The organism is Streptomyces sp. NPDC058773 (genome assembly GCF_042746015.1).
Lineage (GTDB): Bacteria > Actinomycetota > Actinomycetes > Streptomycetales > Streptomycetaceae > Streptomyces.
Genome location: NZ_JBHYPE010000050.1, coordinates 1 through 22,687, shown reverse-complemented (window position 1 = coordinate 22,687; position 22,687 = coordinate 1). Strand labels below are relative to the sequence as shown.

20 protein-coding genes and 1 pseudogene are annotated in these 22,687 nt (G+C 72.9%); 9 read left to right on the top strand and 12 right to left on the bottom strand.

All coding sequences use genetic code 11. The features are described from left to right. Positions 1-386: 386 nt before the first annotated feature. The 4 genes from ACFW5B_RS30040 to ACFW5B_RS30025 are packed head-to-tail and all read right to left on the bottom strand — an operon-like array spanning position 387 to position 4,422. Positions 387-3,314: an FAD-binding and (Fe-S)-binding domain-containing protein gene (locus tag ACFW5B_RS30040; RefSeq protein ID WP_386446374.1), complete on the bottom strand. Its 2,928-nt coding sequence runs from the start codon at positions 3,312-3,314 to the stop codon at positions 387-389. Continuing rightward, positions 3,307-3,777 carry a hypothetical protein gene (locus ACFW5B_RS30035; protein ID WP_386446371.1) on the bottom strand — a complete coding sequence of 157 codons (471 nt, stop codon included), beginning with the start codon at positions 3,775-3,777 and terminating at the stop codon, positions 3,307-3,309. Before ACFW5B_RS30035 ends, ACFW5B_RS30040 begins: the two co-directional genes overlap by 8 nt. After that, on the bottom strand, positions 3,761-4,231 hold the full coding sequence (locus ACFW5B_RS30030) for an FAD-binding oxidoreductase (protein WP_386446369.1): 471 nt from the start codon (positions 4,229-4,231) through the stop codon (positions 3,761-3,763). The genes ACFW5B_RS30035 and ACFW5B_RS30030 overlap by 17 nt, the downstream gene beginning before the upstream one ends. Next, a complete protein-coding gene (locus ACFW5B_RS30025) occupies positions 4,228-4,422 on the bottom strand; it encodes a hypothetical protein (protein WP_386446366.1) in 195 nt (64 codons plus the stop codon). Before ACFW5B_RS30025 ends, ACFW5B_RS30030 begins: the two co-directional genes overlap by 4 nt. Positions 4,423-4,445: 23 nt before the next feature. On the opposite strand from ACFW5B_RS30025, the gene ACFW5B_RS30020 reads away from it, so the two are divergent. Further along, a complete protein-coding gene (locus ACFW5B_RS30020) occupies positions 4,446-5,045 on the top strand; it encodes a hypothetical protein (protein ID WP_386446363.1) in 600 nt (199 codons plus the stop codon). Between the two features lie 9 nt (positions 5,046-5,054). Continuing rightward, the gene (serC, locus tag ACFW5B_RS30015; protein WP_386446360.1) at positions 5,055-6,173 is read left to right on the top strand and encodes a phosphoserine transaminase; all 1,119 of its coding nucleotides are present in this window, start codon (positions 5,055-5,057) and stop codon (positions 6,171-6,173) included. Between the two features lie 76 nt (positions 6,174-6,249). Here the strand turns inward: serC and ACFW5B_RS30010 are convergent. The 3 genes and pseudogenes from ACFW5B_RS30010 to ACFW5B_RS30000 form a co-directional block, all read right to left on the bottom strand. Beyond that, a pseudogene (locus ACFW5B_RS30010) lies at positions 6,250-6,621 on the bottom strand (ABC transporter permease); the annotation flags it as partial. 140 nt (positions 6,622-6,761) lie between these two features. After that, positions 6,762-7,721, bottom strand: coding sequence for a hypothetical protein (locus tag ACFW5B_RS30005; RefSeq protein WP_386446357.1), 960 nt, complete (start codon positions 7,719-7,721; stop codon positions 6,762-6,764). A gap of 348 nt (positions 7,722-8,069) precedes the next feature. Then, positions 8,070-9,068: a hypothetical protein gene (locus ACFW5B_RS30000; protein WP_386446354.1), complete on the bottom strand. Its 999-nt coding sequence runs from the start codon at positions 9,066-9,068 to the stop codon at positions 8,070-8,072. Positions 9,069-9,201: 133 nt separating this feature from the next. Between ACFW5B_RS30000 and ACFW5B_RS29995 the strand changes: the two genes are divergently transcribed. Together ACFW5B_RS29995 and ACFW5B_RS29990 are read left to right on the top strand one after the other, a co-directional pair. Further along, on the top strand, positions 9,202-9,912 hold the full coding sequence (locus ACFW5B_RS29995) for a GDSL-type esterase/lipase family protein (RefSeq protein ID WP_386446352.1): 711 nt from the start codon (positions 9,202-9,204) through the stop codon (positions 9,910-9,912). 68 nt (positions 9,913-9,980) lie between these two features. Further along, positions 9,981-10,979: an aldo/keto reductase gene (locus tag ACFW5B_RS29990; protein WP_386446349.1), complete on the top strand. Its 999-nt coding sequence runs from the start codon at positions 9,981-9,983 to the stop codon at positions 10,977-10,979. Between the two features lie 218 nt (positions 10,980-11,197). Here the strand turns inward: ACFW5B_RS29990 and thpR are convergent, their stop codons facing one another. From thpR to ACFW5B_RS29975, 3 genes are all read right to left on the bottom strand, one after another. Next, on the bottom strand, positions 11,198-11,767 hold the full coding sequence (gene thpR / locus ACFW5B_RS29985) for an RNA 2',3'-cyclic phosphodiesterase (protein WP_386446346.1): 570 nt from the start codon (positions 11,765-11,767) through the stop codon (positions 11,198-11,200). A gap of 106 nt (positions 11,768-11,873) precedes the next feature. Continuing rightward, positions 11,874-13,304, bottom strand: a complete 1,431-nt coding sequence (locus ACFW5B_RS29980) for an MFS transporter (protein WP_386446343.1) — start codon at positions 13,302-13,304, stop codon at positions 11,874-11,876. 28 nt (positions 13,305-13,332) lie between these two features. Further along, on the bottom strand, positions 13,333-13,797 hold the full coding sequence (locus ACFW5B_RS29975; RefSeq protein ID WP_386446340.1) for a MarR family winged helix-turn-helix transcriptional regulator: 465 nt from the start codon (positions 13,795-13,797) through the stop codon (positions 13,333-13,335). A gap of 130 nt (positions 13,798-13,927) precedes the next feature. Here ACFW5B_RS29975 and ACFW5B_RS29970 point away from each other — a divergent pair, with 130 nt between their 5' ends. After that, complete coding sequence (locus ACFW5B_RS29970) at positions 13,928-14,119, top strand: hypothetical protein (RefSeq protein WP_386446337.1); 192 nt, start codon at positions 13,928-13,930, stop codon at positions 14,117-14,119. On the opposite strand, the gene ACFW5B_RS29965 is transcribed toward ACFW5B_RS29970, so the two are convergent. Beyond that, a complete protein-coding gene (locus tag ACFW5B_RS29965; RefSeq protein ID WP_386446334.1) occupies positions 14,112-15,584 on the bottom strand; it encodes an NCS2 family permease in 1,473 nt (490 codons plus the stop codon). The genes ACFW5B_RS29970 and ACFW5B_RS29965 overlap by 8 nt on opposite strands. Positions 15,585-15,868: 284 nt before the next feature. On the opposite strand from ACFW5B_RS29965, the gene ACFW5B_RS29960 reads away from it, so the two are divergent. The 4 genes from ACFW5B_RS29960 (at position 15,869) to ACFW5B_RS29945 (ending at position 19,125) form a co-directional block, all read left to right on the top strand. After that, the gene (locus tag ACFW5B_RS29960; RefSeq protein ID WP_386446331.1) at positions 15,869-16,126 is read left to right on the top strand and encodes a DUF2530 domain-containing protein; all 258 of its coding nucleotides are present in this window, start codon (positions 15,869-15,871) and stop codon (positions 16,124-16,126) included. A 65-nt stretch (positions 16,127-16,191) separates the two neighbouring features. Next, positions 16,192-18,606, top strand: coding sequence for an HAD-IC family P-type ATPase (locus ACFW5B_RS29955; RefSeq protein WP_386446329.1), 2,415 nt, complete (start codon positions 16,192-16,194; stop codon positions 18,604-18,606). 106 nt (positions 18,607-18,712) lie between these two features. Further along, positions 18,713-18,898 carry a hypothetical protein gene (locus tag ACFW5B_RS29950; protein WP_386446327.1) on the top strand — a complete coding sequence of 62 codons (186 nt, stop codon included), beginning with the start codon at positions 18,713-18,715 and terminating at the stop codon, positions 18,896-18,898. A 50-nt stretch (positions 18,899-18,948) separates the two neighbouring features. Further along, positions 18,949-19,125, top strand: coding sequence for a hypothetical protein (locus ACFW5B_RS29945; protein WP_386446324.1), 177 nt, complete (start codon positions 18,949-18,951; stop codon positions 19,123-19,125). Between the two features lie 76 nt (positions 19,126-19,201). Here the strand turns inward: ACFW5B_RS29945 and ACFW5B_RS29940 are convergent, their stop codons facing one another. After that, a complete protein-coding gene (locus ACFW5B_RS29940) occupies positions 19,202-22,489 on the bottom strand; it encodes a sacsin N-terminal ATP-binding-like domain-containing protein (RefSeq protein WP_386446321.1) in 3,288 nt (1,095 codons plus the stop codon). Positions 22,490-22,687: the final 198 nt, after the last annotated feature.

The window sequence follows — 22,687 nt, the reverse complement described above, 5'->3', positions numbered from 1 at the left end:
TGGCTTCCTGGACGGCCCTCCACGCATAGCCCCGTACGCGTGGTCCGGCTGATGGCGCGGATGCGCGGGAGATGGCTGCCCGTCTCCCTGGGACCGAACGGCAGTGGGTGCTGGGCGAGTTGGGCGGGCCGGGTCAGGTAGAGGCCATGGCCGCACTCCAGCGGGACGAGCCGTGTGGGCTTGCGCTCAACTGCGCTGGGGCGTCGGTGGAATGGCCGGCGCGTCCGGTCCTCTTTCTGCCCCTCGCCGACGGGGCGCCGGGGACTCCTTGCCTGTGCCGGGGCAGTCAGGCGGCGGGGTTCGGGGCGTCCCTGGCGCCGGCGGACGGCTTCCCGTAGGCGGGGGGCACCTCCCCGCGCGCGCCGGGCCGTGCACCCCCACGGGAATCACTCCTCCCCCTTCCCCAACCCCTCCGCCAGTACCTCCGCCAGATGCCGCCCCCGCCGTTCTCCCAACTGCTCAAGCTGGGTGCGGCACGAGAAGCCGTCCGCGAGGATTTCGGCGTCCTCGGGGGATTGCCTTACCGCGGGCAGGAGTTGGTCCTCGGCGCAGGTGACCGAGATGTCGTAGTGGCCGCGTTCGAAGCCGAAGTTGCCGGCCAGGCCGCAGCAGCCGCCGGTGAGGCTGCCGGTGAGGCCGGCGCGTTCGCGGAGGCGGCGGTCGGGGGCATCGCCGAGGACCGCGTGCTGGTGGCAGTGGGTCTGGCCGGCGACGGGGCGGTTGATGCGGGGTGGCTGCCAGTCGGGGGCCAGTTCTTCCAGGGCTTGGGCGAAGGTGCGTACGGAGGACGCCAGGCGGGCCGCCCGGGGGTCGTCGGAGAGCAGTTCCGGCAGGTCGGTGCGGAGAGCGGCGGCGCAGCTCGGTTCGAGGACGACCAGGGGGCGGCCGTCCCGGAGGAGGGGGCTCAGGACGTCGACGGTGCGGCGCATGACGCGGCGGGCCTGGTCGAGTTGTCCGGTGGAGACGTAGGTGAGGCCGCAGCAGAGGGGCGGGCGGTGGAGGCGGGGAAGCGCGGGCTGAGGGAAGGCGCCGCCGGGCTGGCGTAGCGGGGCGGTGGGCGGGAGGAGGGGGCGCAGGCCGGCCGCTTCCAGGACGCGGACCGCGGCGCGGCCGACCTCCGGGGAGAGGTGGTTGGTGAAGGTGTCGGGCCAGAGGATGACGGTGCGGTCGCCGGACGGGGTCCGTGCGGCCGTCGTCTTCCGGCGGCGCCACCACCAGCCGGCGAAGGTTTCGGTGGCCAGTGGGGGGATCGGCCGTTCGGGGGCGATTCCGCCGAGGCGTTTGGCTACGGTGGCCAGCGGAGTACGGGCGAGGGCGTTGAGGGCGGGGGCCAGCGGGGCGGCGGCGTGGAGCCATTGGGGGAGGCGGCCCATGGAGTAGTGGGCGGCGGGGCGGCGGCGGCCCTTGTAGTGGTGGTGCAGGAATTCGGCCTTGTAGGTGGCCATGTCGACGCCGACGGGGCAGTCGCTGCGGCAGCCCTTGCAGGAGAGGCAGAGGTCGAGGGCCTCGTGCACCTCGGGCGACTGCCAGCCGTCCGTGATCACCTCGCCGGCCAGCATCTCGTGCAGCAGACGGGCCCGGCCGCGGGTGGAGTGCTGTTCCTCGCCGGTGGCGCGGAAGGACGGGCACATGACGTCCGCCGAGCCCGGGGCGGTGGTGGTGTTGCGGCATTTGGCGACGCCCACGCAGCGCCGTACGGCCGCGGAGAAGTCGCCGCTGTCGTGCGGATAGCCGAACTCCACCGGGACCGGGCGCTTCGGCAGCACCTCGAAGCGGAGGTTCTCGTCGAGCCGGGCGGGGCGGACAAGCATGCCGGGGTTGAGGCCGGCGACCGGGTCCCAGAGGGTCTTGAACCGCTCGAAGACGCCGACCAGCTCCGGGCCGTACATCTTCGGGAGCAGTTCGGCGCGGGCCTGGCCGTCGCCGTGTTCGCCGGAGAGCGAGCCGCCGTGGGAGACGACCAGCTCTCCGAGGTCGTGGGAGAAGTCCCGGAAGCGGCGGATGCCGGGCGGGGTCAGCAGGTCGAAGTCGATGCGGATGTGGATGCAGCCGTCGCCGAAGTGGCCGTACGGGGTGCCGCGCAGGCCGTGCTGGGCCAGGAGAGCACGGAAGTCGCGGAGGTACGGGCCGAGTTGGGCGGGTGGAACGGCGCAGTCCTCCCAGCCGGGCCAGGCCTCTGAGCCGTCGGGCATCCGGGTGGCGGTGCCGGAGGCGTCCTCGCGGATGCGCCACAGGGCGCGCTGGCCGGCCGGGTCGGTGACGACGGTGTGGTCGGTGCTGCCGTCGGCGGCGGCCGCCCGGCAGAGCGCGGTGGCACGGGCCGCCGCCTCGCCGGGCGTCGCGCCGCCCATCTCCACGAACAGCCAGGCCCCGCCCCTGGGCAGCCCGGCCGCGTTGCCCACGAGGTCGGCGGCCATCCCCTCGACGGTCATCGGCCGGTACCGGAGGAGGGTGTGCGCGGCCTCGGCGGCGGCGCTCTCGTCGGGGTAGGCGAGGACGGCCAGCACCCGGGCGGCGGGGGTCTGCACGAGGCGTACGGTCGCCTCGGTCAGCACCCCGAGGGTGCCCTCGCTGCCGGTGAGGGCGCGGGCCAGGTCGGTGCCCTTCTCCGGGAGCAGCGCGTCCAGGGCGTAGCCGGAGATCCGGCGGGGAAGATCGGGGTAGCCGGTGCGCAGCAGCGCCAACTCCGCGTCCACCAGGCTTTTCACGCCGTCCCGGAGCCGCGGGGGCAGTCCGGTGGGGGCGCCGGTGGGATCGGTGCCGCGGCCGGCCCGTACCCGCTCGCCGCCGTACGTCAGCAGCTCCAGCTCGCGGACGCTGTCGGCGGTGGTGCCCCAGGCCACCGAGTGCGAGCCGCAGGAGTTGTTGCCGATCATGCCGCCGAGGGTGCAGCGGCTGTGGGTGGAGGGGTCGGGGCCGAAGGTCAGCCCGTGGGCGGCGGCCGCCGAGCGCAGGTCGTCCAGGATGACGCCCGGCTGGACGACGGCGGTACGGGCGGCGGGGTCGAGCGAGACGATCCGCCGCATGTGGCGGGTGAAGTCCAGCACCACACCGACGCCGGTCGCCTGCCCCGCGATGCTGGTCCCGGCGCCGCGCGGCACCACCGGGACCCCGTGCTCCCGGCACACCCGCAGCGCCGCCGCGACGTCCCCGGCGTCCCGGGGCGCGACCACCGCTTCGGGCACCCGCCGGTAGTTGGACGCGTCCATCGTCATCAGCGCCCGGTCGGCAGCGGCGAACGAGACCTCCCCCCGTACCGCGGCCGCCAACTCCTTCGCCAGATCCCGCTTCTCCGTCTCCGTACGATCAGCCATGTCTCCAGCCTGCCCACTGGGACGCGTTCATGGGCGGCGGCAGGCCCGATCGCGGGAGCGAGTTGCGGCCGTCAGGCGGGGAGAGGGGGTGGCGGCCGGTGGCCGGGGGGGCCGTGGTGGTCGTGGTGACGGTGGAGGCCGTGGTTGCACCGGCCGGGTGGAAGCGGAAGAGGTTCGCCGGGTCGTGGCGGGCCTTGAGGCCGGCGAGGTGCCGGTGCTCGTCGGCGCCGTGGACGCTGCGGGCCACGTCGGCGGCGTCCGGCCGGTCCCGGTGCGCGCCGAAGAGGAAGTTCACGCTCCGGCCGAGCCGCCAGGGCGCGACGGCCGCCAGCGCCTCGGCGTGCAGCGCCCGCACGGTGCCCAGGTTGGTGGCGCCGCCCGTGTCGTCGGCTGCGTCGTCGGCCGCATCACCGGCAGGCCCGTCGTCCGTGCCGCCGGCCGGGCCGTCATTCGCTGCGTCCACCAGTGGCGACAGCAGCCGCAGCGCATAACGGGCGTCCCGGTGGCCGGTCGCGGTCCGCGGTGATGTGCCGCAGCCGGGCATCGGCGGTGACGAGGTCGACGGACCGGACCCGGTCGGCGGCGAACCCGTACGTCCGGGCCAGCACCCCGACACCGCCCCCGAGGGTGTACGAGATGACGCCGACGCCCGCCGAGGAACCGTTGAGCGGGGCGAGTCCGTGCGGGGCCGCCGCCTCGACGACCTGGCCCCAGACGGCACCCGCCTCGACCCGCGCGGTACCGGCCGCCGCGTCCACCCGCACCCCGGCCATCCGCCGCGTACTGATCAGCAGCCCGCCGTCGGTAACCGCGGACAGCCCGTGCCCGGTGGCCTGGACCGCGACCGGCAGTCCCGCCTCGCGGGCGCAGCGGACCGCGGCGACCACGTCCTCGGCGCACTCCGCCCCGACGATCACGGCGGGCCGGGCCGGCGGGCCGACTGGAAGCCGGACCGCTCGGCGTCGTAGCCGTCGTCACCGGGGAGCAGGACCGGGCCTTGGACCTGCGCCCCGAGGGCGGCGAGGGTGGCGTGGTCGAGTGCGGGGGTGGCGCGAGCGGCGGAGCCGAGCGCAAGGCCGGACGGCTGAGCGAGGTCATTGATCTCCATGCCCCGCACCCTGGCGCAATAACTTGACACCCACCGTCATATATAGCGGCGGCTGTGAAGTCGTCCCGTCTGGTCTCGATGCCGAGGTCTGGCAACACCTGCGGCGCCAGGTGCAGGACCGCCCCGCGGAGGTACGGGTGACCGCCCGCATCCGCCGCGATCGGCTGGACCTGGCGGTACGCATCCTGGGCGGGGCACTGACCGGGCCGCCCCGTACGCGTGAGGGGGACGGGGCGGGGGACGGCGGCGAGGCGGGTGCCGGGGCCGCGGCCGGCTCCGGGTCCGGGACAGCCCCCGGCCCCGGCGAACGGCCGGACGACTGGGCCCTCCTCCACCTCGCCTACCCCGTCCTCCCCGCCGTCCGTCAGCTGCTCCAATTCGGCGATTCCCTCGAAGTGCTCGCCCCGCCCGAGGCCCGCCGGGTGATGGCCGAGGCCGCGGCCGCCCTCACCGCCCTCTACGCCGCCGGCTCCCCGTCCTCCCCGCCGTCCGCCCAACCGCCCACCCGGCATCCACCCGGCGCCCGCCCGGTGCTCATGTGGCGCCACCCGGCGTCCACCGTATGGGCACCCGTCATCTCACCCGCTGGACTTGCCGCCGAAGGCCGCAGCGCGACGGATTAGGCTTCGTCCGTGGCTGATATCCAGATCCCCGCTGACATCAAGCCCGCCGACGGACGCTTCGGCGCGGGCCCCTCCAAGGTGCGTACGGAGGCGCTCGGCGCCCTCGCCGCCACCGGTAGCTCCCTTCTCGGCACGTCCCACCGCCAGCCCCCGGTCAAGAACCTGGTCGGCAAGGTGCGCGACGGCGTACGCGACCTCTTCCAGCTCCCCGAGGGCTACGAGGTCGTGCTCGGCAACGGCGGCTCCACCGCGTTCTGGGACATCGCGACGCACGGCCTGATCGAGCGCAAGTCCCAGCACCTCAGCTTCGGTGAGTTCTCCTCGAAGTTCGCCAAGGCCGCCAAGCTGGCGCCGTGGCTGGAGGAGCCCACCGTCATCTCCGCCGACCCGGGCGACCACCCGGAGCCGGTCGCGGAGCAGGGCGTGGACGTCTACGGCTTCACCCACAACGAGACCTCGACCGGTGTCGCCGCGCCGATCAAGCGCGTCGCGGGCGCGGACGAGGGCGCGCTGGTCCTGGTCGACGCCACCTCCGGCGCGGGCGGTCTGCCGGTGGACATCGCCGAGACCGATGTCTACTACTTCGCCCCGCAGAAGTCGTTCGCCTCCGACGGCGGGCTGTGGCTGGCGGCCTTCTCCCCCGCCGCTCTGGAGCGGGCCCGCGCGGTCCACGCGTCCGGCCGGCACATCCCGGAGTTCTTCTCGCTGCCCACCGCGATCGACAACTCCCTGAAGAACCAGACGTACAACACCCCGTCGCTGTCCACCCTCTTCCTGCTCAACGAGCAGCTGGAGTGGATCAACGGCCAGGGCGGGCTGGACTGGGCGGTCCGCCGCACCGCCACCTCCGCGCGCACCCTCTACGGCTGGGCCGAGGACGCCAAGTACGCCACCCCGTTCGTCACCGACCCGGCCAAGCGCTCGCAGGTCATCGGCACCATCGACTTCGACGACGAGATCGACGCGGCCGCGGTCGCCAAGGCCCTGCGCGCCAACGGCATCGTCGACACCGAGCCCTACCGCAAGCTCGGCCGCAACCAGCTGCGGATCGCGATGTTCCCGGCCATCGACCCGGCGGACGTCGAGGCCCTGACGGCCTGCATCGACCACGTCATCGGCAAGCTGTAACGGCTGCCCGGCAGCAAGCGCACCGGCCCCGGCGGGCGAACCGCCGGGGCCGGTGGGCTGTGGGGGCCGTCCGTCCTCAGCGGCTCAGCCGCCGGAAGCGCCGTACCGCCAGGGGCAGGAAGACCGCGGTGAGGGCGGCCGGCCAGAGCACCGCCATCAGGACCGCGTGCTGTTCGACCCAACTGCCGCCCGTGGTGGCCGGGTTGCCGAAGAGTTCACGGATGGCGCCGGCCGTCGACGAGACCGGGTTCCACATGGCGACGGCGCCCAGCCAGTCCGGCATCATCGACGGTGGGGTGAAGACACTGGAGATCATGCCGAACGGCATGGCGACGGCGCAGAGGCCGCCGGCCGCCTCCTGGTGGGGGACCAGCAGACCGGGCCAGACCCCGATCCAGATGAGGGCGAAGCGCAGAAGCAGCAGCAGCAGCCCGAACGCGGCGAGGGTGGCGGCCGCACGGGCACGTCATGAGGTGACGGAACAGGTCCCCTGGGCCCGCACGGGAACCACGGCGAAGCCCCCGGGGCGCGTCGCCCCGGGGGCAGCCTCCGTCACCGACGCGCCGGAGGACTCCGCACCCCCTCACCTCAGGCGAACACCAGCGGAATCACCGAAGGAAGCACCTCGCCCAGGAGCGAGCCGACGATGCTCGCGGTGAGCGCGTTGGGGTTGACGCCGTTGCAGCCGGTCTGGCCGTCCTTCTTCGTGGAGACCGCCTGGTTGGCCGGGCTCGGGTCGAAGCCGGAATCCGAGAAGCAGGTCGTGCCGTTCATGTTGTAGCTCGCGTCGATGTGGTCGCCCGCGAAGGCCCAGTTGGCCGTCAGCTGGTCGTTGCTGCTGCCGGCGTAGGCGCCCGTGTCGCCGTCCCAGAAGGCGTAGTTGCCCATGTACCAGCCGGTGTAGCGGCGGAGTTCCACGGTTCCGTAGACCTTGCCCGCCGGAAGCGTTTCGGTGCGGCACTGGCCGGCCGGGAAGGACTCGATGACCCGGCGGTCGCTGGTCCAGTTGTCGCTGTCGGGGTCGCTTCTGACCTGGTAGTCGATCACGGCGCGGGCCACATAGCCGCCCTGGTTGCAGATGCTGATCCGGTTGCTGCCCAGATTGATCGCGGCCTGTCTGCTCAGCCGCGTCAGTCCGTCGCCGAGGTCCTTCCAGAAATCGGCCTCGCTGCTGTCGCAGTCGATGAGCGAGGTCCCGTTCACGCAGGTGTCGGTGCCGACCTTGCGGAGCAGGTCGTCCTGGGAACCGTCGCTCATCAGCTGCCAGTTCCAGGTGGAACCCACCGTGTCGCAGGGGGAGTCGGTGAGGTTTCCGCCGCTGTCGACGTCGAGACACTGGTCGGGCGACGCGTCGTTCGACAGCCGGAAGGTGCCGTCGTCGTTGAGCATGGTGCTGTACGAGCTGTTGTTGAGGTCCTGCACGCTGATGGCGCTTGCGGCGGACGCCGTGGCCGGGAGCGCCACGACTCCGGCGGCCGCCACGAGGACGGCCATCAGCCCGGTGCCGGCGCGGCGCCCCGGACGGCGAGGTGTGCGACGAGTGATCACGGTCTTTCCGTGTCCTTCCACTTGATCGTGAGGCCGGTTCCACTGACCGGGTCGCGGTACGTGGAATTTCCTGAACCACCGATACGGGCCTGATGGACCCTTGGCGTGGCACGGGCACCGGGTCGGCTTCCGTGTTCGTCTGGCCAGGTACGCCCGAAATCTAGGCAGCGCGGGCCGTTCGGCACATCCGTGAAATTACGGGGAAGGGGTGCGGGATACGTATGCGGGCGGCACGGGGTACGCAGGAGGTCACGGCGCCGCCGCTCGGTACTCACGGCTCGCCGCACGCCGTCCAACTTCCGTTCAGCGGAAGGTGATTGCCGCGCCAGACAGCCCCTGGGGGCGTCTCTAGGACCGCCGCCGCAGCAGCCGCCGGAGGGCGACCACCAATGCCGTGGCCACCGCGAGCACCATGCCCGCCTTCACGAAGCTCGGGTCCAGCTCCGTGTCCGCCTTCCCCTTTCCGTCCCGGCCGTTGGTGCCGTCGCCGTTCGCCGGGTCGTCCCCGGCGCTGTCCGGCAGCTGTTCGTCGCTCAGGCCGACCGGCTCGACCGAGCTGTCGGCGCCCTCCGAGCCGTACATCAGGGTGCGGCCGCCGGCGGCGAAGGTGACCGACTCGCCCTGCTGCTGGACCGGTACGCCCACGCTGCCGAGGTCCTTGGGGCGACCGTCCTGCCAGCGGTAGATGTGGGCGCCGAAGTAGCTGCGCAGCACCAGACGGGTGCCGTCGGGGGAGAACGCGCCGTCGGTGACCCACAGATCGACCGGGGAGACCTTGCGGAAGGTGTTGGTGCCTGCGGTGGTGAGCCGTCGCGGGCCCTCGTAGAGCGCGCCACCGCCGCCCTGCTTCTTGCTGGCGATGTAGACCCGGCCGGTCTTGGGATGCACCATCAGCGCCTCGGCGTCCCGCGGTCCGTCGGCGTACTTCACATCGAACTGGGCGGCGGTGACGGTGGCATCGCGCAGCCGCCTCGGCTCGGGGAAGCGATAGATCCAGACGTGGTTCCAGCTGCCGCCGAGGTTGTCGCCGATGTCGCCGACGTAGAGGTTCCCGTCCGGGCCGGCCGAGATCGCCTCGACATCGCGCGGTGCGCCGATGCCGCGCAGCGTGATGCGGGCGACCGTGCGGCCGGACCGGCCGTCGACGGCGTAGATGTAGGGGCCGTCGTCGCTGTCGTTGTGGGTCCAGTAGATCCCGGGGTGCGTGCGGCTGGCGGCCAGGCCGCTGGACTCGGTGATCCGGGGGTCGCCGATGGTGAAGCCGTCGGGCTCGTCGGCGGCGGCGGGAACGGCGGCCGCCGCCCACAGGATTCCCGCGGCACCGGCCGCGCAGAGAAGCGAACGCATGGGCACAGACTGCCATCCCGGACCGCGGCGCGTGGCCGCAGCGGCCGCCGCGCCCCGGTGCTCCCTGGTGGGCGGGCCCGGCGTGTCCAGCGTCACGTACCGGCCGGTAAGGATTCTCGGCCATCATGTCCGGATGAGGATCATGTTCGTCGGCGACTCCATGACGATCGGCAGCGCCGGCGACTTCACCTGGCGTTACCGCATGTGGCAGCACCTGAACGCGACCTTCGGCGGGCCGTACCGCATCGTCGGACCGCGGCACACCCTCCACGACGCCGCCGCGGACGCCGCCACCTCCTCCGCCTACGCCGACCCGGGCTTCCCCGACGAGGCCCGCCGCCATCTCGCCGGCTGGGGCGAGGGCTGGCTGCACATGACCCCGCTGATCGGCGATGCGGTGCGCGACCACCGGGCCGACACGCTGCTGGTCTCGCTCGGCCTGATAGACCTCGGCTTCTACACGAACGCCGAGCAGACCGCGGACAACGTACGGCACTTCGTGGCACGGGCCCGGCAGGCGGCGCCGCACATCCGGGCCGTGCTGATGCCGGTGATCCCCAACGTCCGGGCGGCGGCGGACGCCGCGTTCGGCGCGCAGTGCCTCCGCTTCAACGAGCTGCTGGCCAAGGCCGTCGCCGATCTCGCCACCCCCGCCTCGCCGTTGCTGCTGGCCTCCGAGCCGGCCGGCTGGGAAACCGGCCGCGCCACATACGACGGCACCCATCCGTCGGAGTGCGGCGAGCATCTGCTGGCGGGGGCGTTCGCCGACGCGATGCACCAGGCGTGGGGCGTCGGCGGCCGGTACACCGCCGGCACCACGGCCCAAGCGGTGCCGGCGCCGTGAGGCCGTCCGGCTGACCGGCTCGAACGGTCCTTGCTTCGAGCGCACTTCAAGGCGTTGGCTGAGGCCTCATGGAGTACACGCAGCTCGGACGCACCGGACTCAAGGTCAGCCGACTCGTCCTCGGCACGATGAACTTCGGGCCTCAGACGGACGAGGCCGACAGCCACACCATCATGGATGCGGCGCAGCACGCGGGCATCAACTTCTTCGACACCGCCAATGTCTACGGCTGGGGCGCCGACAAGGGCCGTACGGAGGAGATCCTCGGTTCGTGGTTCGCCAAGGGCGGCGGACGGCGGGACAAGACCGTGCTGGCCACCAAGGTCTACGCCAACATGGCGCCGGACGGCGGCCCGGTCTGGCCCAACCACGACAAGCTCTCCGCGCTCAACATCCGGCGGGCGGTGGACGCCAGCCTCAAACGGCTGGGCACCGAGTACATCGACCTCTACCAGTTCCACCACGTCGACCGGGACACGCCCTGGGAAGAGATCTGGCAGGCCATGGACGTCCTCGTCCAGCAGGGCAAGATCCTCTACGCCGGCTCCTCCAACCACGCCGGCTGGCACCTCGCCCGCGCGAACGAGACCGCCGCCCGGCGTGGTTCGTACGGCCTGGTCAGCGAGCAGTGCCTCTACAACCTCGCCGAGCGGCGCGCCGAGATGGAGGTCATCCCGGCCGCCGAGGCCTACGGGCTGGGTGTCATCCCGTGGTCCCCGCTGCACGGCGGACTGCTGGGCGGTGCCCTGCGCAAGGAGCGCGAGGGCGGCGCGGGCCGCTCGGGCGCCGGCCGCTCCGCGGACTCGCTCGCCGATTCCACCATCCGCGGGCAGATCGAGGCGTACGAGGATCTGCTCGGCAAGCACGGTCTGGAGCCCGGTGAGGTGGCGCTGGCCTGGCTGCTCACCCGGCCCGGGGTCACCGGCCCGATCGTGGGCCCGCGCACCGCGGACCAGCTCACCTCCGCGCTGCGGGCCGTGGAGCTGACCCTCCCGGACGAGCTGCTCGCCTCGCTCGACGAGATCTTCCCCGGCCCCGGGCCGAGCCCGGAGGCCTTCGCCTGGTGAACGGGCCGGGCGCCCGGTGGCCGGTTCCGGCACCACCGGGCGCCCCGGCCAGGCCCGCGGCCGTCGTCAGCGCAGGGCCGCCGCCACGATCACGACGACGAGCAGCACGGCGAGCAGACCGGACATGATCCGGTTACGGGTTTTGGGATCCACCCTCTGAGCGTAACCGGGGCCGATCCGAACGCTTCAGCGGGCCGGTGCCACGCGGACGCGGGGCGTCAGTGGCCCAGCGGCCAGGACCCCACCGTTTCGTACCGGGGAGGGGTGCCCGCCGCGCCGGGGACCGGGGGGTGGCTGCACACCAGGGCGAGGGCGCCGACCGTCCAGGCGGTGCCGGCGAAGTCCTTGAGGGCACTCGCGTACGGGCGGAGGTCCAGGCCGGGGACGCGGTTGCGGGCCAGGGTGAGATGGGGGGTGTACGGGCGGTGCTCGTCGTCCATGGCGAGGCCCGCCCGGCGGCCGGCCGCGGAGGCCGCGTCGGCCAGCATCCGCATGGCGGGCCGGTCGCCGTCGGCCCCGGCCCACACCACCCGGTCCGAGAAGCGGCCGCCGCCGGCGATCCGCAGCTCGTAGGGGGCGCGGCGGCGGGCGGCGCGCGCCAGCCGCTCGGACAGTTCCGGGACGGTCTCCTCGGGCACCTCACCGTAGAAGGCGAGGGTGAAGTGCCAGCTGTCCCGGCCGGTCCAGCGCAGCCGCCCGGCAGCCGGGAGCCGCTTCAACTGGGCGACTTCGGCGGCCAGTTGCTCGATCGCGGGCGCGGGCGGCAGCACGGCGGCGAAGAGTCTCATGCGGCCAGTGTGGCGCAGGCCGGCAGGCGCGGCGCCCCGGCCGCGCACGGCGGACCCGGCATGCGCCGGCCCGGCCCCCACCGCGGCCGGGCCGGGGTGCGGTGCGCTACACCGCCGGCGCCAGCTCCCGTTCCTCGGACGGCGCGCCGTCGGGGTCCCGGGGCACGAACGCGAGGTGCGGGTGGCCCCGCCGCAGGTCGATCTTGAGGCGCAGACCGCCCACCCGGGCGAGGATCAGGCCGATGACGGCGGCCGCCGCCAGGGAGACCACCCCGCCCGCCAGGAAGCCGATCCGCGGGCCGAAGCTGTCGGTGACCCAGCCGACCAGGGGTGCGCCGAGCGGGGTGCCGCCGACGAAGACCATCATGAACAGGCTCATCACCCGGCCGCGCATCAGCGGATCGGTGGCCATCTGGACGCTCGAATTGGCCGTGACGTTGATGGTCAGGCCGACCGTGCCGATCAGGACCAGCAGCCCGGCGAAGATCCAGAACGACGGGGCGAGCGCGGCCGCGATCTCCAGGACGCCGAAGAGCATCGCCGCCCCCACCAGCAGCCGCAGCCGGGAGTTCGCGCGCCGGGCCGCGAGCAGCGCGCCGATCAGCGAACCGGCCGCCATCAGCCCGTTGAACAGGGAGTACGTGCCCGCCCCCTGGTGGTAGACGTGGTGCACGAACGCGGTCAGCCAGATCGGGAAGTTGAAGCCGAAGGTCCCGATGAAGCCGACCAGGACGATCGGCCAGAGCAGCTCGGGGCGGCCCGAGACATACCGCAGGCCCTCCCGCAGCTGGCCCTTGCTGCGCGGGACCCGGGCGGCCTTGTGGAGTTCGGCGGTCCGCATCATCAGCAGGCCGGTGATCGGGGCGAGGAACGAGAGGCCGTTGAACAGGAAGGCCCAGCCGCTGCCGAAGGCGGTGATCAGGACACCGGCGACGGCGGGCCCGACCAGCCGGGCGGACTGGAAGTTGGCGGAGTTGAGGCTGACGGCGTTGCGCAGTTCGTCCTGGCCGACCATCTCGGAGACGAAGGCCTGCCGGGCGGGGTTGTCGAGGACGGTGACCAGGCCGAGGGCGAAGGCGGTCAGGTAGACGTGCCAGACCTGCACCTGTCCGCTCAGCGTGAGAGCGGCGAGCGCCAGGCCGGTCAGGCCCATGGCGGACTGGGTGAGGAGCAGCAGCTTGCGCTTGGCGAAGCGGTCGGCGATGACGCCGCCGTAGAGGCCGAAGAGCAGCATCGGCAGGAACTGCAGCGCGGTGGTGATACCGACCGCGGCGGAGGAGCCGGTGAGGCTGAGCACCAGCCAGTCCTGGGCGATGCGCTGCATCCAGGTGCCGGTGTTGGACACCATCTGGCCGGTCGCGAAGAGGCGGTAGTTGCGGATACGCAGTGAACTGAACGTGCCCTTGCGCGGTGTGGCGGCGGGGCCTGCGGCGACGCCCGGGGCGGTGCCCGGAGTGGTCGCGGTCGCGTCGTCGGAAACCGTGTCGTCGTGGGAGTTCGGTGCGGGGGCGGAGTGTGCTCCGGATCCCGTACTCAAAGTGGGTTCGCCTCCTCGGCCTCGGGGTCTACAGCTGTGCGAGCTTCTCCAGCACGGGCGCGGCGGCCCGCACCTTCGCCCACTCGTCCGCGTCCAGCCCGGAGGCCAGCTCGGCGAGCCAGGCGTTGCGCCTGCGGCGGCTCTCCTCAAGCATCGCCTCGGCCTGCTCGGTCTGCGTGACGACCTTCTGACGGCGGTCGTCGGGGTGGGGCTCCAGCCGGACCAGTCCCTTGGCCTCCAGCATGGCCACGATGCGGGTCATCGACGGCGGCTGCACATGCTCCTTGCGGGCCAGCTCCCCCGGGGTGGCGCTGCCGCAGCGGAAGAGGGTGCCGAGCACCGACATCTCGGTGGGGCTCAGCGACTCGTCGACCCGCTGGTGCTTGAGTCGGCGCGACAGGCGCATCACGGCGGACCGCAGCGCGTTCACCGCGGCCGCGTCGTCGGGGGGCACCTCCGGCCCGTCGGGCGGGAGGGGGGACAGTTCCGGCATGGTCTTTAGCATAACTCATTACCCTTTCTAAGGAAAGCCAGGGGCCGCCTTCCACCCCGCATCACCCATACGAGTGAGGACGCAGTCGAAAGTGACGCGCCTGACCGCGTACGGACGGGACCGTGTCCGGATGGGATCGCAAGTGCTCAGCCTGCGGGTGGACGGGGAACTGCTGGAGCGCGTCCGGCAGCACGCCGCAAAACGCGGAATGAGCGTCCAGGACTATGTCGTCCGGACGCTCATTCGCGAGGATTTCGACGAGCGGTTCCAGTCCTCCGTCGATGAGACGACGAGGCTGGGAACCCGCTGGCCGGCTACTTGATCCCGAGCACCTGCTCGATCGGGTCGAGCAGGAAGTACACCAGGAAGCAGACGCCCACGGCGTTCAGCAGCCAGGGCACCTCCTTGAGCCGGCCGGTCGTCGCGCGCAGCAGGATGAAGGCCAGCACGCCGAGGCCGATGCCGTTGGTGATGCTGTAGGTGAACGGCATCGAGACGATCGTCAGGAACGCCGGGATGCCGATGGTGAAGTCGCTCCAGTCGATGGCCTGCACGTTCGAGGCCATGATCAGGAAGCCGACGACCACCAGCGCGGGCGTCGCGGCCTGCGAGGGGACGACGGTCGCCAGCGGCGTGAAGATCAGCGCCAGCAGGAAGAGGCCACCGGTCATCAGGTTCGCCAGGCCGGTGCGGGCACCCTCGCCGACACCGGCGGTGGACTCCACGAAGCAGGTGTTGGCGGAGGCCGAGCCGAAGCCGCCGCCCGCGACCGCGATGCCGTCGACCATCAGGATGCGGCCCATGTTCGGCAGGTTGCCGGTCTCGTTGTCCAGCAGCCCGGCCTCCTCGCCGACGCCGATGATGGTGCCCATCGCGTCGAAGAAGCCGGAGAGCAGCACGGTGAAGACGAAGAGGCAGCCGGTCAGCAGGCCGACTTCCTTGAAGCCGCCGAAGAGGCTGATCTGACCGATCAGCCCGAAGTCCGGGGTGTCGATGATCTTCTCCGGGACGTTGGGCACCGCCAGGCCCCAGGCCGCGTCCGGGATGTCGAGGAGCGCATTGAGGACGATCGCGAGGACGGCCATCGAGACCATGCCGATCAGGATCGCGCCCCTGACCTTGCGCACGATCAGGACGAACATCAGGCCCAGCCCGATCACGAAGACCAGCACCGGCCAGCCCTTGAGCTGCCCGCCCTGCCCCAGGCCCATCGGGACGGTGGTGTGCGCGGCGTCCGGGTTACGGGTCACGAAGCCCGCGTCGACCAGGCCGATCAGCGAGATGAACAGGCCGATGCCGATGGCGATCGCCCGCCGCAGCCCGCCGGGGATCGCGTCCATCACCCGCTGCCGCAGCCCCGAGGCGACCAGGAGGATCAGCACCAGGCCCGCGAGCACGACCATGCCCATCGCGTCCGGCCAGCTCATCTTGGGGGCGAGCTGGAGCGCCACCACGGCGTTGATGCCGAGGCCGGCCGCGATGGCGATCGGCACATTGCCGATGAGGCCCATCAGGACCGTGGTCAGTCCGGCCATCAGCGCGGTGGCGGTGACCAGCTGGGCATTGTCGAGATGGTGTCCGTACTTATCGACACCGGCGCCGAGAATGATCGGGTTCAGCACGATGATGTAGGCCATCGCGAAGAACGTCGCCAGACCGCCGCGCAGTTCACGGCCGACCGTCGACCCCCGCTCGGAGATCTTGAAGAAGCGGTCCAGGCCATTCCTGGGAGGCTGCGGACCGGGGTTTTTGAGGGCGTCGACCGGCGTGGTGGCCGAGGGGGACATGCGGGGACCTCAGTCGGACGGGCCTGGGCAGGCGCGGGGGCCCGAGGGCCCGGAACATGAACAGAAGCGGAATCCACTGGATCAGGTGGGAGAAATCAACGAAACGATCCAGCCGCATCCAGAAAGGTTCAGTATGAATAAACAATGCGGTGATCGCTATCTCCGCGCGTAGACCCATGTGCCACATGACCCTGGGTGCACCGGCCCGTTCCGGCCGCGCCCCCGCGCGCGGTCACCGGCCGCCGCCCGCGGGGTCGTCCCCCGCCCCCCGTAAGCTGAGCACCATGTGGAAGAAGTCCGAACTGCGCGAGGCCCCGGCGCCCCTCGAAGGCCCCGTCGTCGGCACGATCACCGGCGGCACCGTCATCTGGTTCGTGCTCTTCCTCGGCCAGCTCCCGTTCTACGGCTGGTTCGCCGACAACGGCCACGCCTGGTGGGTGTGGACCTGCCTGGCCGGTGGCGGCCTGGGCCTGATCGGCATCTGGTACGTCCGCGCACGCGACGCCGCGCTCAAGCGCGCCGCGGCGGCCGACCGCTGCTGACACTCAGCCCCCGACGGCCGCCCGCCGGCGGGTGAAGCGCGCATTCCGCCCGTAACGTCGAGGGCATGACGGAGCGGGCGCGGGCCGACGCCGAGCACTCCGGGCCGGGCACCGAGCCCGCCCGCCGGGCCGCTCGGGAACCGGTCAGCCCCGGACTGACCGCCGCCGAGGTCGCGGAGCGGGTCGCCCGGGGCGAGGTCAACGACGTCCCCGTACGGTCCTCCCGCTCGGTCGCCGAGATCGTCCGGGCCAATGTCTTCACCCGCTTCAACGCCATCATCGGCGTGCTCTTCGTGATCATCCTGATCGTCGGCCCGATCCAGGACGGCCTGTTCGGGTTCGTGATCGTCGCCAACACCGGTATCGGCATCGTCCAGGAACTGCGCGCCAAGAGGACCCTGGACAACCTCGCGGTCATCGGCGAGGCCAAGCCGACCGTCCGGCGCGACGGGGTCACCGAGGAGATCCCCACCTCCGCGGTGGTGCTCGACGACGTCATCGAACTCGGGCCCGGTGACAAGGTCATCGTCGACGGCGAGGTGCTGGAGAGCGACAGTCTGGAGATCGACGAGTCGCTGCTGACCGGCGAGGCCGACCCGGTCCTCAAGAAGCCCGGCGACCCCGTGATGTCCGGCAGCTTCGTGGTCGCCGGCGGCGGCGCCTTCACCGCGACCAAGGTCGGCCGGCAGGCGTACGCGGCCCGGCTCGCCGAGGAGGCCAGCCGCTTCACCCTGGTCCACTCCGAACTCCGGTCCGGCATCAGCCAGATCCTCAAGTACGTGACCTGGATGATGATCCCGACCGCGATCGGCCTGATCCTCAGCCATCTGCTCACCCTCGGGCTGCCCGGCGACGCCGCCATCCGCCGCATGGTGGCAGGCATCGTGCCGATGATCCCGGAGGGCCTGGTGCTGCTCACCTCCGTCGCCTTCGCGATCGGCGTGATCCGGCTCGGCCACAAGCAGTGCCTGGTCCAGGAGCTGCCCGCGATCGAGGGCCTGGCCCGGGTCGATGTGGTCTGCCTCGACAAGACCGGCACCCTGACCGAGGGCGGCATGGACGTCAGCGGGCTGCGGACACTCGACGGCGACGAGGCGTACGTCCGGCAGGTCTTGGGCGCGCTCGGCGAGTCCGACCCACGGCCCAATGCCTCCCTCCGGGCGGTCATCGAGGCGTACCCGGCGGACGGCGGCTGGCGCTGCGTCCAGTCGCTGCCGTTCTCCTCCGCCCGGAAATACAGCGGCGCGTCCTTCAACGGCCCGGACGGCGAGAGCAGCACCTGGCTGCTCGGCGCCCCGGACGTGCTGCTGCCGCCCGGCGACCGGCAGCTCACCGAGGCCGACGCGCTCAACGCGCAGGGCCTCCGCGTCCTGCTGCTGGCCCGCGCCGCCCGGGAGCTGGACGACCCCGAGGTCACCCGGGGCGTACGGCCCACCGCGCTGGTCGTCCTGGAACAGCGGCTGCGCCCCGAAGCCCCCGACACCCTGCGCTACTTCGAGGAGCAGGGCGTCCGGGCCAAGGTGCTCTCCGGCGACAACGCGGTGTCGGTGGGCGCGGTGGCCGGCAGGCTGGGGCTGCCCGGCGCCGACTCCCCGGTGGACGCGCGCGCCCTGCCCGGCGAACGGGACGCGATGGCGGCCGAGATCGAGGCGGGCGCGGTCTTCGGCCGGGTCACCCCGCAGCAGAAGCGGGACATGGTCGCCGCGCTCCAGGCCCGCAGCCACACCGTCGCGATGACCGGCGACGGCGTCAACGACGTCCTGGCCCTCAAGGACGCCGACATCGGCGTGGCGATGGGCTCCGGCTCCGAGGCGACCCGCGCCGTCGCCCAGATCGTCCTGCTCAACAACAGCTTCGCGACGCTGCCGTCGGTCGTCGCCGAGGGCCGCCGGGTCATCGGCAACATCACCCGTGTCGCCACCCTCTTCCTCACCAAGACCGTCTACTCCGTCCTCCTCGCGATCCTGGTCGCCTGCTGGCAGATCCCCTACCCCTACCTCCCCCGGCACCTGACCCTGCTCTCCACCCTCACCATCGGCGTCCCCGCGTTCTTCCTCGCCCTGGCCCCCAACAAGGAACGCGCCCGCCCGCACTTCGTCCGCCGGGTGATGCGGTACGCGGTCCCGTCCGGTCTCATCGCGGGCGGCGCCGCCTTCGCCACCTACCTGCTCGCCCGCAGCTACTACACCGGCCCGGACGCCCTGCCCGCCGAGACCAGCGCCGCGACCCTGACCCTCTTCCTCACCGCCCTCTGGGTCCTGGCGATCATCGCCCGCCCCTACACCTGGTGGCGCATCGCCCTGGTCCTGGCCATGGGCCTGGCCTTCCTCATCGTCCTGATCACCCCCGCCCTCCAGACCTTCTTCGCCCTGCGGCTGGCCGGCACGACGATGCCCTGGGTGGCGGTGGCCATCGCGGCGGCGGCGTCCGTACTGCTGGAGATCGCCTGGCGCTGGGTGCAGCGCCGCTTCCCGGCTTGATTGCCTGGCCACGGCATCGCCGCGCCCCCCCGGACCCCGTATCGGCCCGGTCACAGAACCCGCGCCGCCATGGCGGCCCCCCGCACCTCCGCCTACTCTCCGCCCCATGACCTTCCTCAAGGCCGACCTCACCTACGAGGTACTGGCCCGCTCCCATCACTCCCACCACTACCACTCCGGCGGCAGCTCCTACGGCGGCAACGGCGCCATGGACTGGTGGGAGTGGCTGCTGCTGTCCGTCGGCGTGGTCGCGGTGATCTGGTCGCTGGTGAGGAAGTTCAGCGCGGACTGAGGGGGGCGCGCCTCGCGGTACCCGCCGCGCATCCCCTAGGGTCCATGTCCATGACATTGCATTCGGGGGCGTACGAACTTCTTGCCCGCTCGCATCACTACTCCGGCCACTCCAGCCACTACGACTCCTCCGACGTCTCGTTCGACGGAGCGTGGTGGATGATCCCGGTCGCCGCCGTGATCGCGGCCGTCTGGGTCTTCGCGAAGCGGCGCTTCCGCTCCCGTTGAGGCCTGGTCGGTCAAGCGGTCCGGGCAACGCGCCGCACGGCCCCCGTCGCACCCTCGCGGCGGGGGCCGTCCCGCATCAGTCGAACCACCGCGCCCGCGCCAGCTCCTCCCCCCGGTCCGGGTCCTCCAGCAGGGCCGCGACCTCGAAACGGCGGGGCCACTGGCCGGATGCCCAGGCCAGGCCCGCTGCCACGCCCTCCAGGGTGGCGGCGTGCAGGGCGCCGTCGGGGGTGTGGCGCCAGTCGAGTTCGGCGGTGGTGTCGGGGGCGGTGCCGACGAGGAGTTCCTCGTGTTCCAGGTAGGAGGCGGGGGTGGCGGGGCCGAGGAGGACGCGGACGGCGTCGGGGACCTCGTGGCGTACTCCCTCGGAGCGGACCTCGGCGGTGATCACCTCGCTCAGGCTCCGTACTTGCAGCAGCTCCGCCAGGGCCGCGGCGCGGGCCGGGCGTACCGGGAGGAGGGCGCGGCCGGCCGCCAGGGGCACCAGGTCCGGGGCGTCGGCGACCACGGCGTCGGCCGCGTCGACCACCCGGACCTGCTGGTCGAGCACGGTGCGCAGCTCGTCGGGCAGGGTCACCTGGTCGGGGTCGAGGTCCGCCAGCAGGCCGTGCAGCGCGTGCAGTTGGGCGGCGCCGACGGGCAGGTCCGGGTCGGCGAGCCGGGCCAGCAGTTCCGCCGCGCCGCCCGGCTCGTCGAGGAGGGCGGCGACGGAGGTGCGGACGCCGAGGGCCCGCAGCACCTGGGCATCGACGTCGCCCGCGTCGGCCGGCTCGTACAGCCCGGCCAGCAGCGGATCGCCGCCGGCCGACCGCAGACCGGCGGGCCGGCGGCCGTCCAGTACGGGGTGCCCGCGCAGCCACCAGGCCGTGTAGGGGCGGACGGATTCGGTGGTGCCGTCGGGGAGCAGGACCCGTACGGGCGCGGTCAGCGCGTCGCGCAGCGGCGGCTGGGACAGCATCGCCAGCACCTGCGGCCAGGCCTCGTCGTCGACCAGGTCGAGGTCGCGGACCGCGACGAGTTCGGTCACCACCGGCGGGACGGGGGTCTCCGGCAGCGCGTCGAGGATGTCCTCGCACCAGACGTCCACCGCGTCCAGCAGTCCGACGTCGTCCGGCTCGGCGAAGTCGCCCTCCCGGGGCTCCATTTCGTCCGGGTCGAGCACCACATCGGTGGCCCGGACCAGCGCGAAGGCGGCCAGCACGCCCACCGCCGTCAGCGGCTGCTCGCCCCAGCGCTCGGCCAACTCCGCATCGCAGGCGGCGATTTCGCCCTCCCGGATGACGCGCTCGAAGGCGCTGCCCGGGAACACCAGCTCGCCCGCCGGTGCCATCTCGCCGTCCTCGTCGGGCAGCGCGAGCGCCCCGAGCCAGGGCTCGTCGCCCGGCGCGAGGTTGGCGTCCCGGACCAGGCCGAGCACCGTCTCCGCCAGCTCCTCCGCGCCCAGCGGGGCGCCCGGCCCGCCTCCCAGGTCGTCGGCGAAGACGTCGTACGCGTCCTCGTCGGCCTCCAGTGAGTTCGCCACCGCCGCCCGCACCTGCGGCGTGGTCAGGACCGCGCGCGGAGCGGCAGGAGTGGCGCCCAGCTTCTCCAGGAGCGGGTGCACCGCGTCGGGGTGGGCGACCTTCAGACCGAGCCGGGCGAGCGTACGGTGGCGTGCCGCGGCGTCCTCGTCGGAGCCGCCGCCGGGCAGCGGCAGCAGCACCTGGCGCGGCCCGATCGTGGTCCGTACGCCGCCCTGCGCCCCGCCGGGGCCCTGGCCCGCCGTGCCCGCGAGCGGTACCGGCAGCCCGCTGAGGCGGTCCGGGTCGGTGCCGGCCAACGCGTCATAGAGGCGCCACCACCAGCCGGGCGAGCGTTCGACGCCCGCCAGCCGGTCGATCATCTCGCCGAGCGGCACCCGGGCCACGCCCAGCGCCCGCAGCTCCGGCCGGCGTTCGAGCCCGGCCGGCAGCAGGCTGGGGAACAGCTCGGCCAGCACACCCACGGCCGCCGCGCCCGCGCCCTCCACCAACTCGGCGTCCACCGGGCGCAGGACGTAGCGGTCCACACCGCTGTCGTCCGCGCCCCACACATCGGCCGCCGGCGCCTCGGGCTCGGCCGGCCGCTCGCCGCGCGGCGCGCCCGCGCTCGGCAGGAACCGCACCCGCGGCAGCAGCTCCAGCACCTGCCGTCGCAGCTCACCGTCCAGACCGCCCTTGCCCAGCGGGCCCGGCACCAGGTCGAGGGTGCCGACGGACACCGGCTGCCAGTCGCGCAGCAGCGCGGCATACGTCGCCGCCACCCGCTCCACCAGGAAGTCCGTCAGTGCGCACGGCGCGACGTGCCGGCGGGTCGGCTCCAGCGGGAACGACGCGATCAGCAGCGCGGGCAGCCCCAGCGGCTCGTCGGTCGGCGTCGGGGCGTGCACCACCGCGGCGGTCCCGGGCCGCACCGGTGCGCCCTCGCCGTCCACGGGCACCGCCCAGGTCACCGACCACACCGGTCGCAGCCGCTCCTCGACCGGCCGGTCCGCCAGCAGCGCCGGGTCCAGCGGCCCGCCGTCGCCGGCCACCCGCCACCGGGTGGCGCCCCGCTCACTGTCCTCGATCAGGACGTACGGGCCGTCCTGGCTGCGCCGCAACTCCCGTACGCCCTCCGGGGTCTCGACCACGACCTCGGCCAGCCCCGGCAGGGTCAGCAGCAGCGCCGCGTCGATCCCGGTCAGCAGCCGCTCGGCGAGATCCTGCGCCGCGACGTCCCGCAGCGGCAGCACGACGGCGGTGTCATACCCCTCGGGCGCGCCGCCCTCCGCGGGCAGCGGCAGCCGCAGCAGCGGGACATGGCCGTCGCGGCGGCGCAACTCACCGCCCAGACCGGGGCTGTGCGCCGCCACCTCCTCGGCCATCGCCCGCGCCTCGGCCAGCGACCAGCGGACGCCGCCGGTCCGGCCCACCAGGGCGGGCTCGTCACTCACCGACAGCACCGCGGCGAAGCCCACACCGAACCGGCCGACCGCACCGGCCGCCACGCTCGCCTCCCGCTTCGCGGAGGCCCGCAGCGTCGACAGCGACTCCACGCCGGTGGCGTCCAGCGGAGCACCCGTGTTGGACGCGACGAGTACGGCGGGCGCGTCGCCGTCGGCCGCGTGCAGGGTCAGCCGGAGCCGGCCGGGGACGCCGGCGCGGGCCGCCGCGTCCGCCGCGTTCTGCGCCAGCTCCACAGCGAGCCGGTCGCGGTAGCCGCCGAGCGCGAGGTCCTCCTCGGCGTTGGCGTCCTCCCGGAACCGGGCCGGCGAGGCGGCCCAGGCATCCAGCACTCCACGCCGCAGTCGCGCCGTCCCGAACGGGTCTCCGGCTGCGCCTCGCACCCACGACGTAGCTGTCACTGTCCGTCTCCCTTAAGCGTGTGTCGGTGGGCCCGACGGTATCGCCCCACGTTGTCGGGTGCGGCGCCGTGCCCCCGCCTGTGGATTCTTTTCCCGCCTGCCGGCGGGGGGTGCCTCTATGTCTTTCGTCAAGCGAGGCGTGGGGTTCGGGGTTCGTAGAAGGTGCTGTCGCGGAGCATCGCGAAGAGCACGTTGATC

Bases quoted from the DNA above. Each gene is read 5' to 3' on its own strand.
- ACFW5B_RS29950 (WP_386446327.1), top strand. From the start codon at position 18,713: ATGACCTTCCTCAAGGCCGACCTCACCTACGAGGTACTGGCCCGCTCC.
- ACFW5B_RS30040 (WP_386446374.1), bottom strand. From the start codon at position 3,314: ATGGCTGATCGTACGGAGACGGAGAAGCGGGATCTGGCGAAGGAGTTG.
- ACFW5B_RS29975 (WP_386446340.1), bottom strand. From the start codon at position 13,797: ATGCCGGAACTGTCCCCCCTCCCGCCCGACGGGCCGGAGGTGCCCCCC.
- ACFW5B_RS29960 (WP_386446331.1), top strand. From the start codon at position 15,869: ATGTGGAAGAAGTCCGAACTGCGCGAGGCCCCGGCGCCCCTCGAAGGC.
- ACFW5B_RS30000 (WP_386446354.1), bottom strand. From the start codon at position 9,068: ATGCGTTCGCTTCTCTGCGCGGCCGGTGCCGCGGGAATCCTGTGGGCG.
- ACFW5B_RS29945 (WP_386446324.1), top strand. From the start codon at position 18,949: ATGACATTGCATTCGGGGGCGTACGAACTTCTTGCCCGCTCGCATCAC.
- ACFW5B_RS29955 (WP_386446329.1), top strand. From the start codon at position 16,192: ATGACGGAGCGGGCGCGGGCCGACGCCGAGCACTCCGGGCCGGGCACC.
- ACFW5B_RS29995 (WP_386446352.1), top strand. From the start codon at position 9,202: ATGAGGATCATGTTCGTCGGCGACTCCATGACGATCGGCAGCGCCGGC.
- thpR (WP_386446346.1), bottom strand. From the start codon at position 11,767: ATGAGACTCTTCGCCGCCGTGCTGCCGCCCGCGCCCGCGATCGAGCAA.
- ACFW5B_RS29990 (WP_386446349.1), top strand. From the start codon at position 9,981: ATGGAGTACACGCAGCTCGGACGCACCGGACTCAAGGTCAGCCGACTC.
- ACFW5B_RS29965 (WP_386446334.1), bottom strand. From the start codon at position 15,584: ATGTCCCCCTCGGCCACCACGCCGGTCGACGCCCTCAAAAACCCCGGT.
- ACFW5B_RS29970 (WP_386446337.1), top strand. From the start codon at position 13,928: ATGGGATCGCAAGTGCTCAGCCTGCGGGTGGACGGGGAACTGCTGGAG.
- ACFW5B_RS30025 (WP_386446366.1), bottom strand. From the start codon at position 4,422: ATGGAGATCAATGACCTCGCTCAGCCGTCCGGCCTTGCGCTCGGCTCC.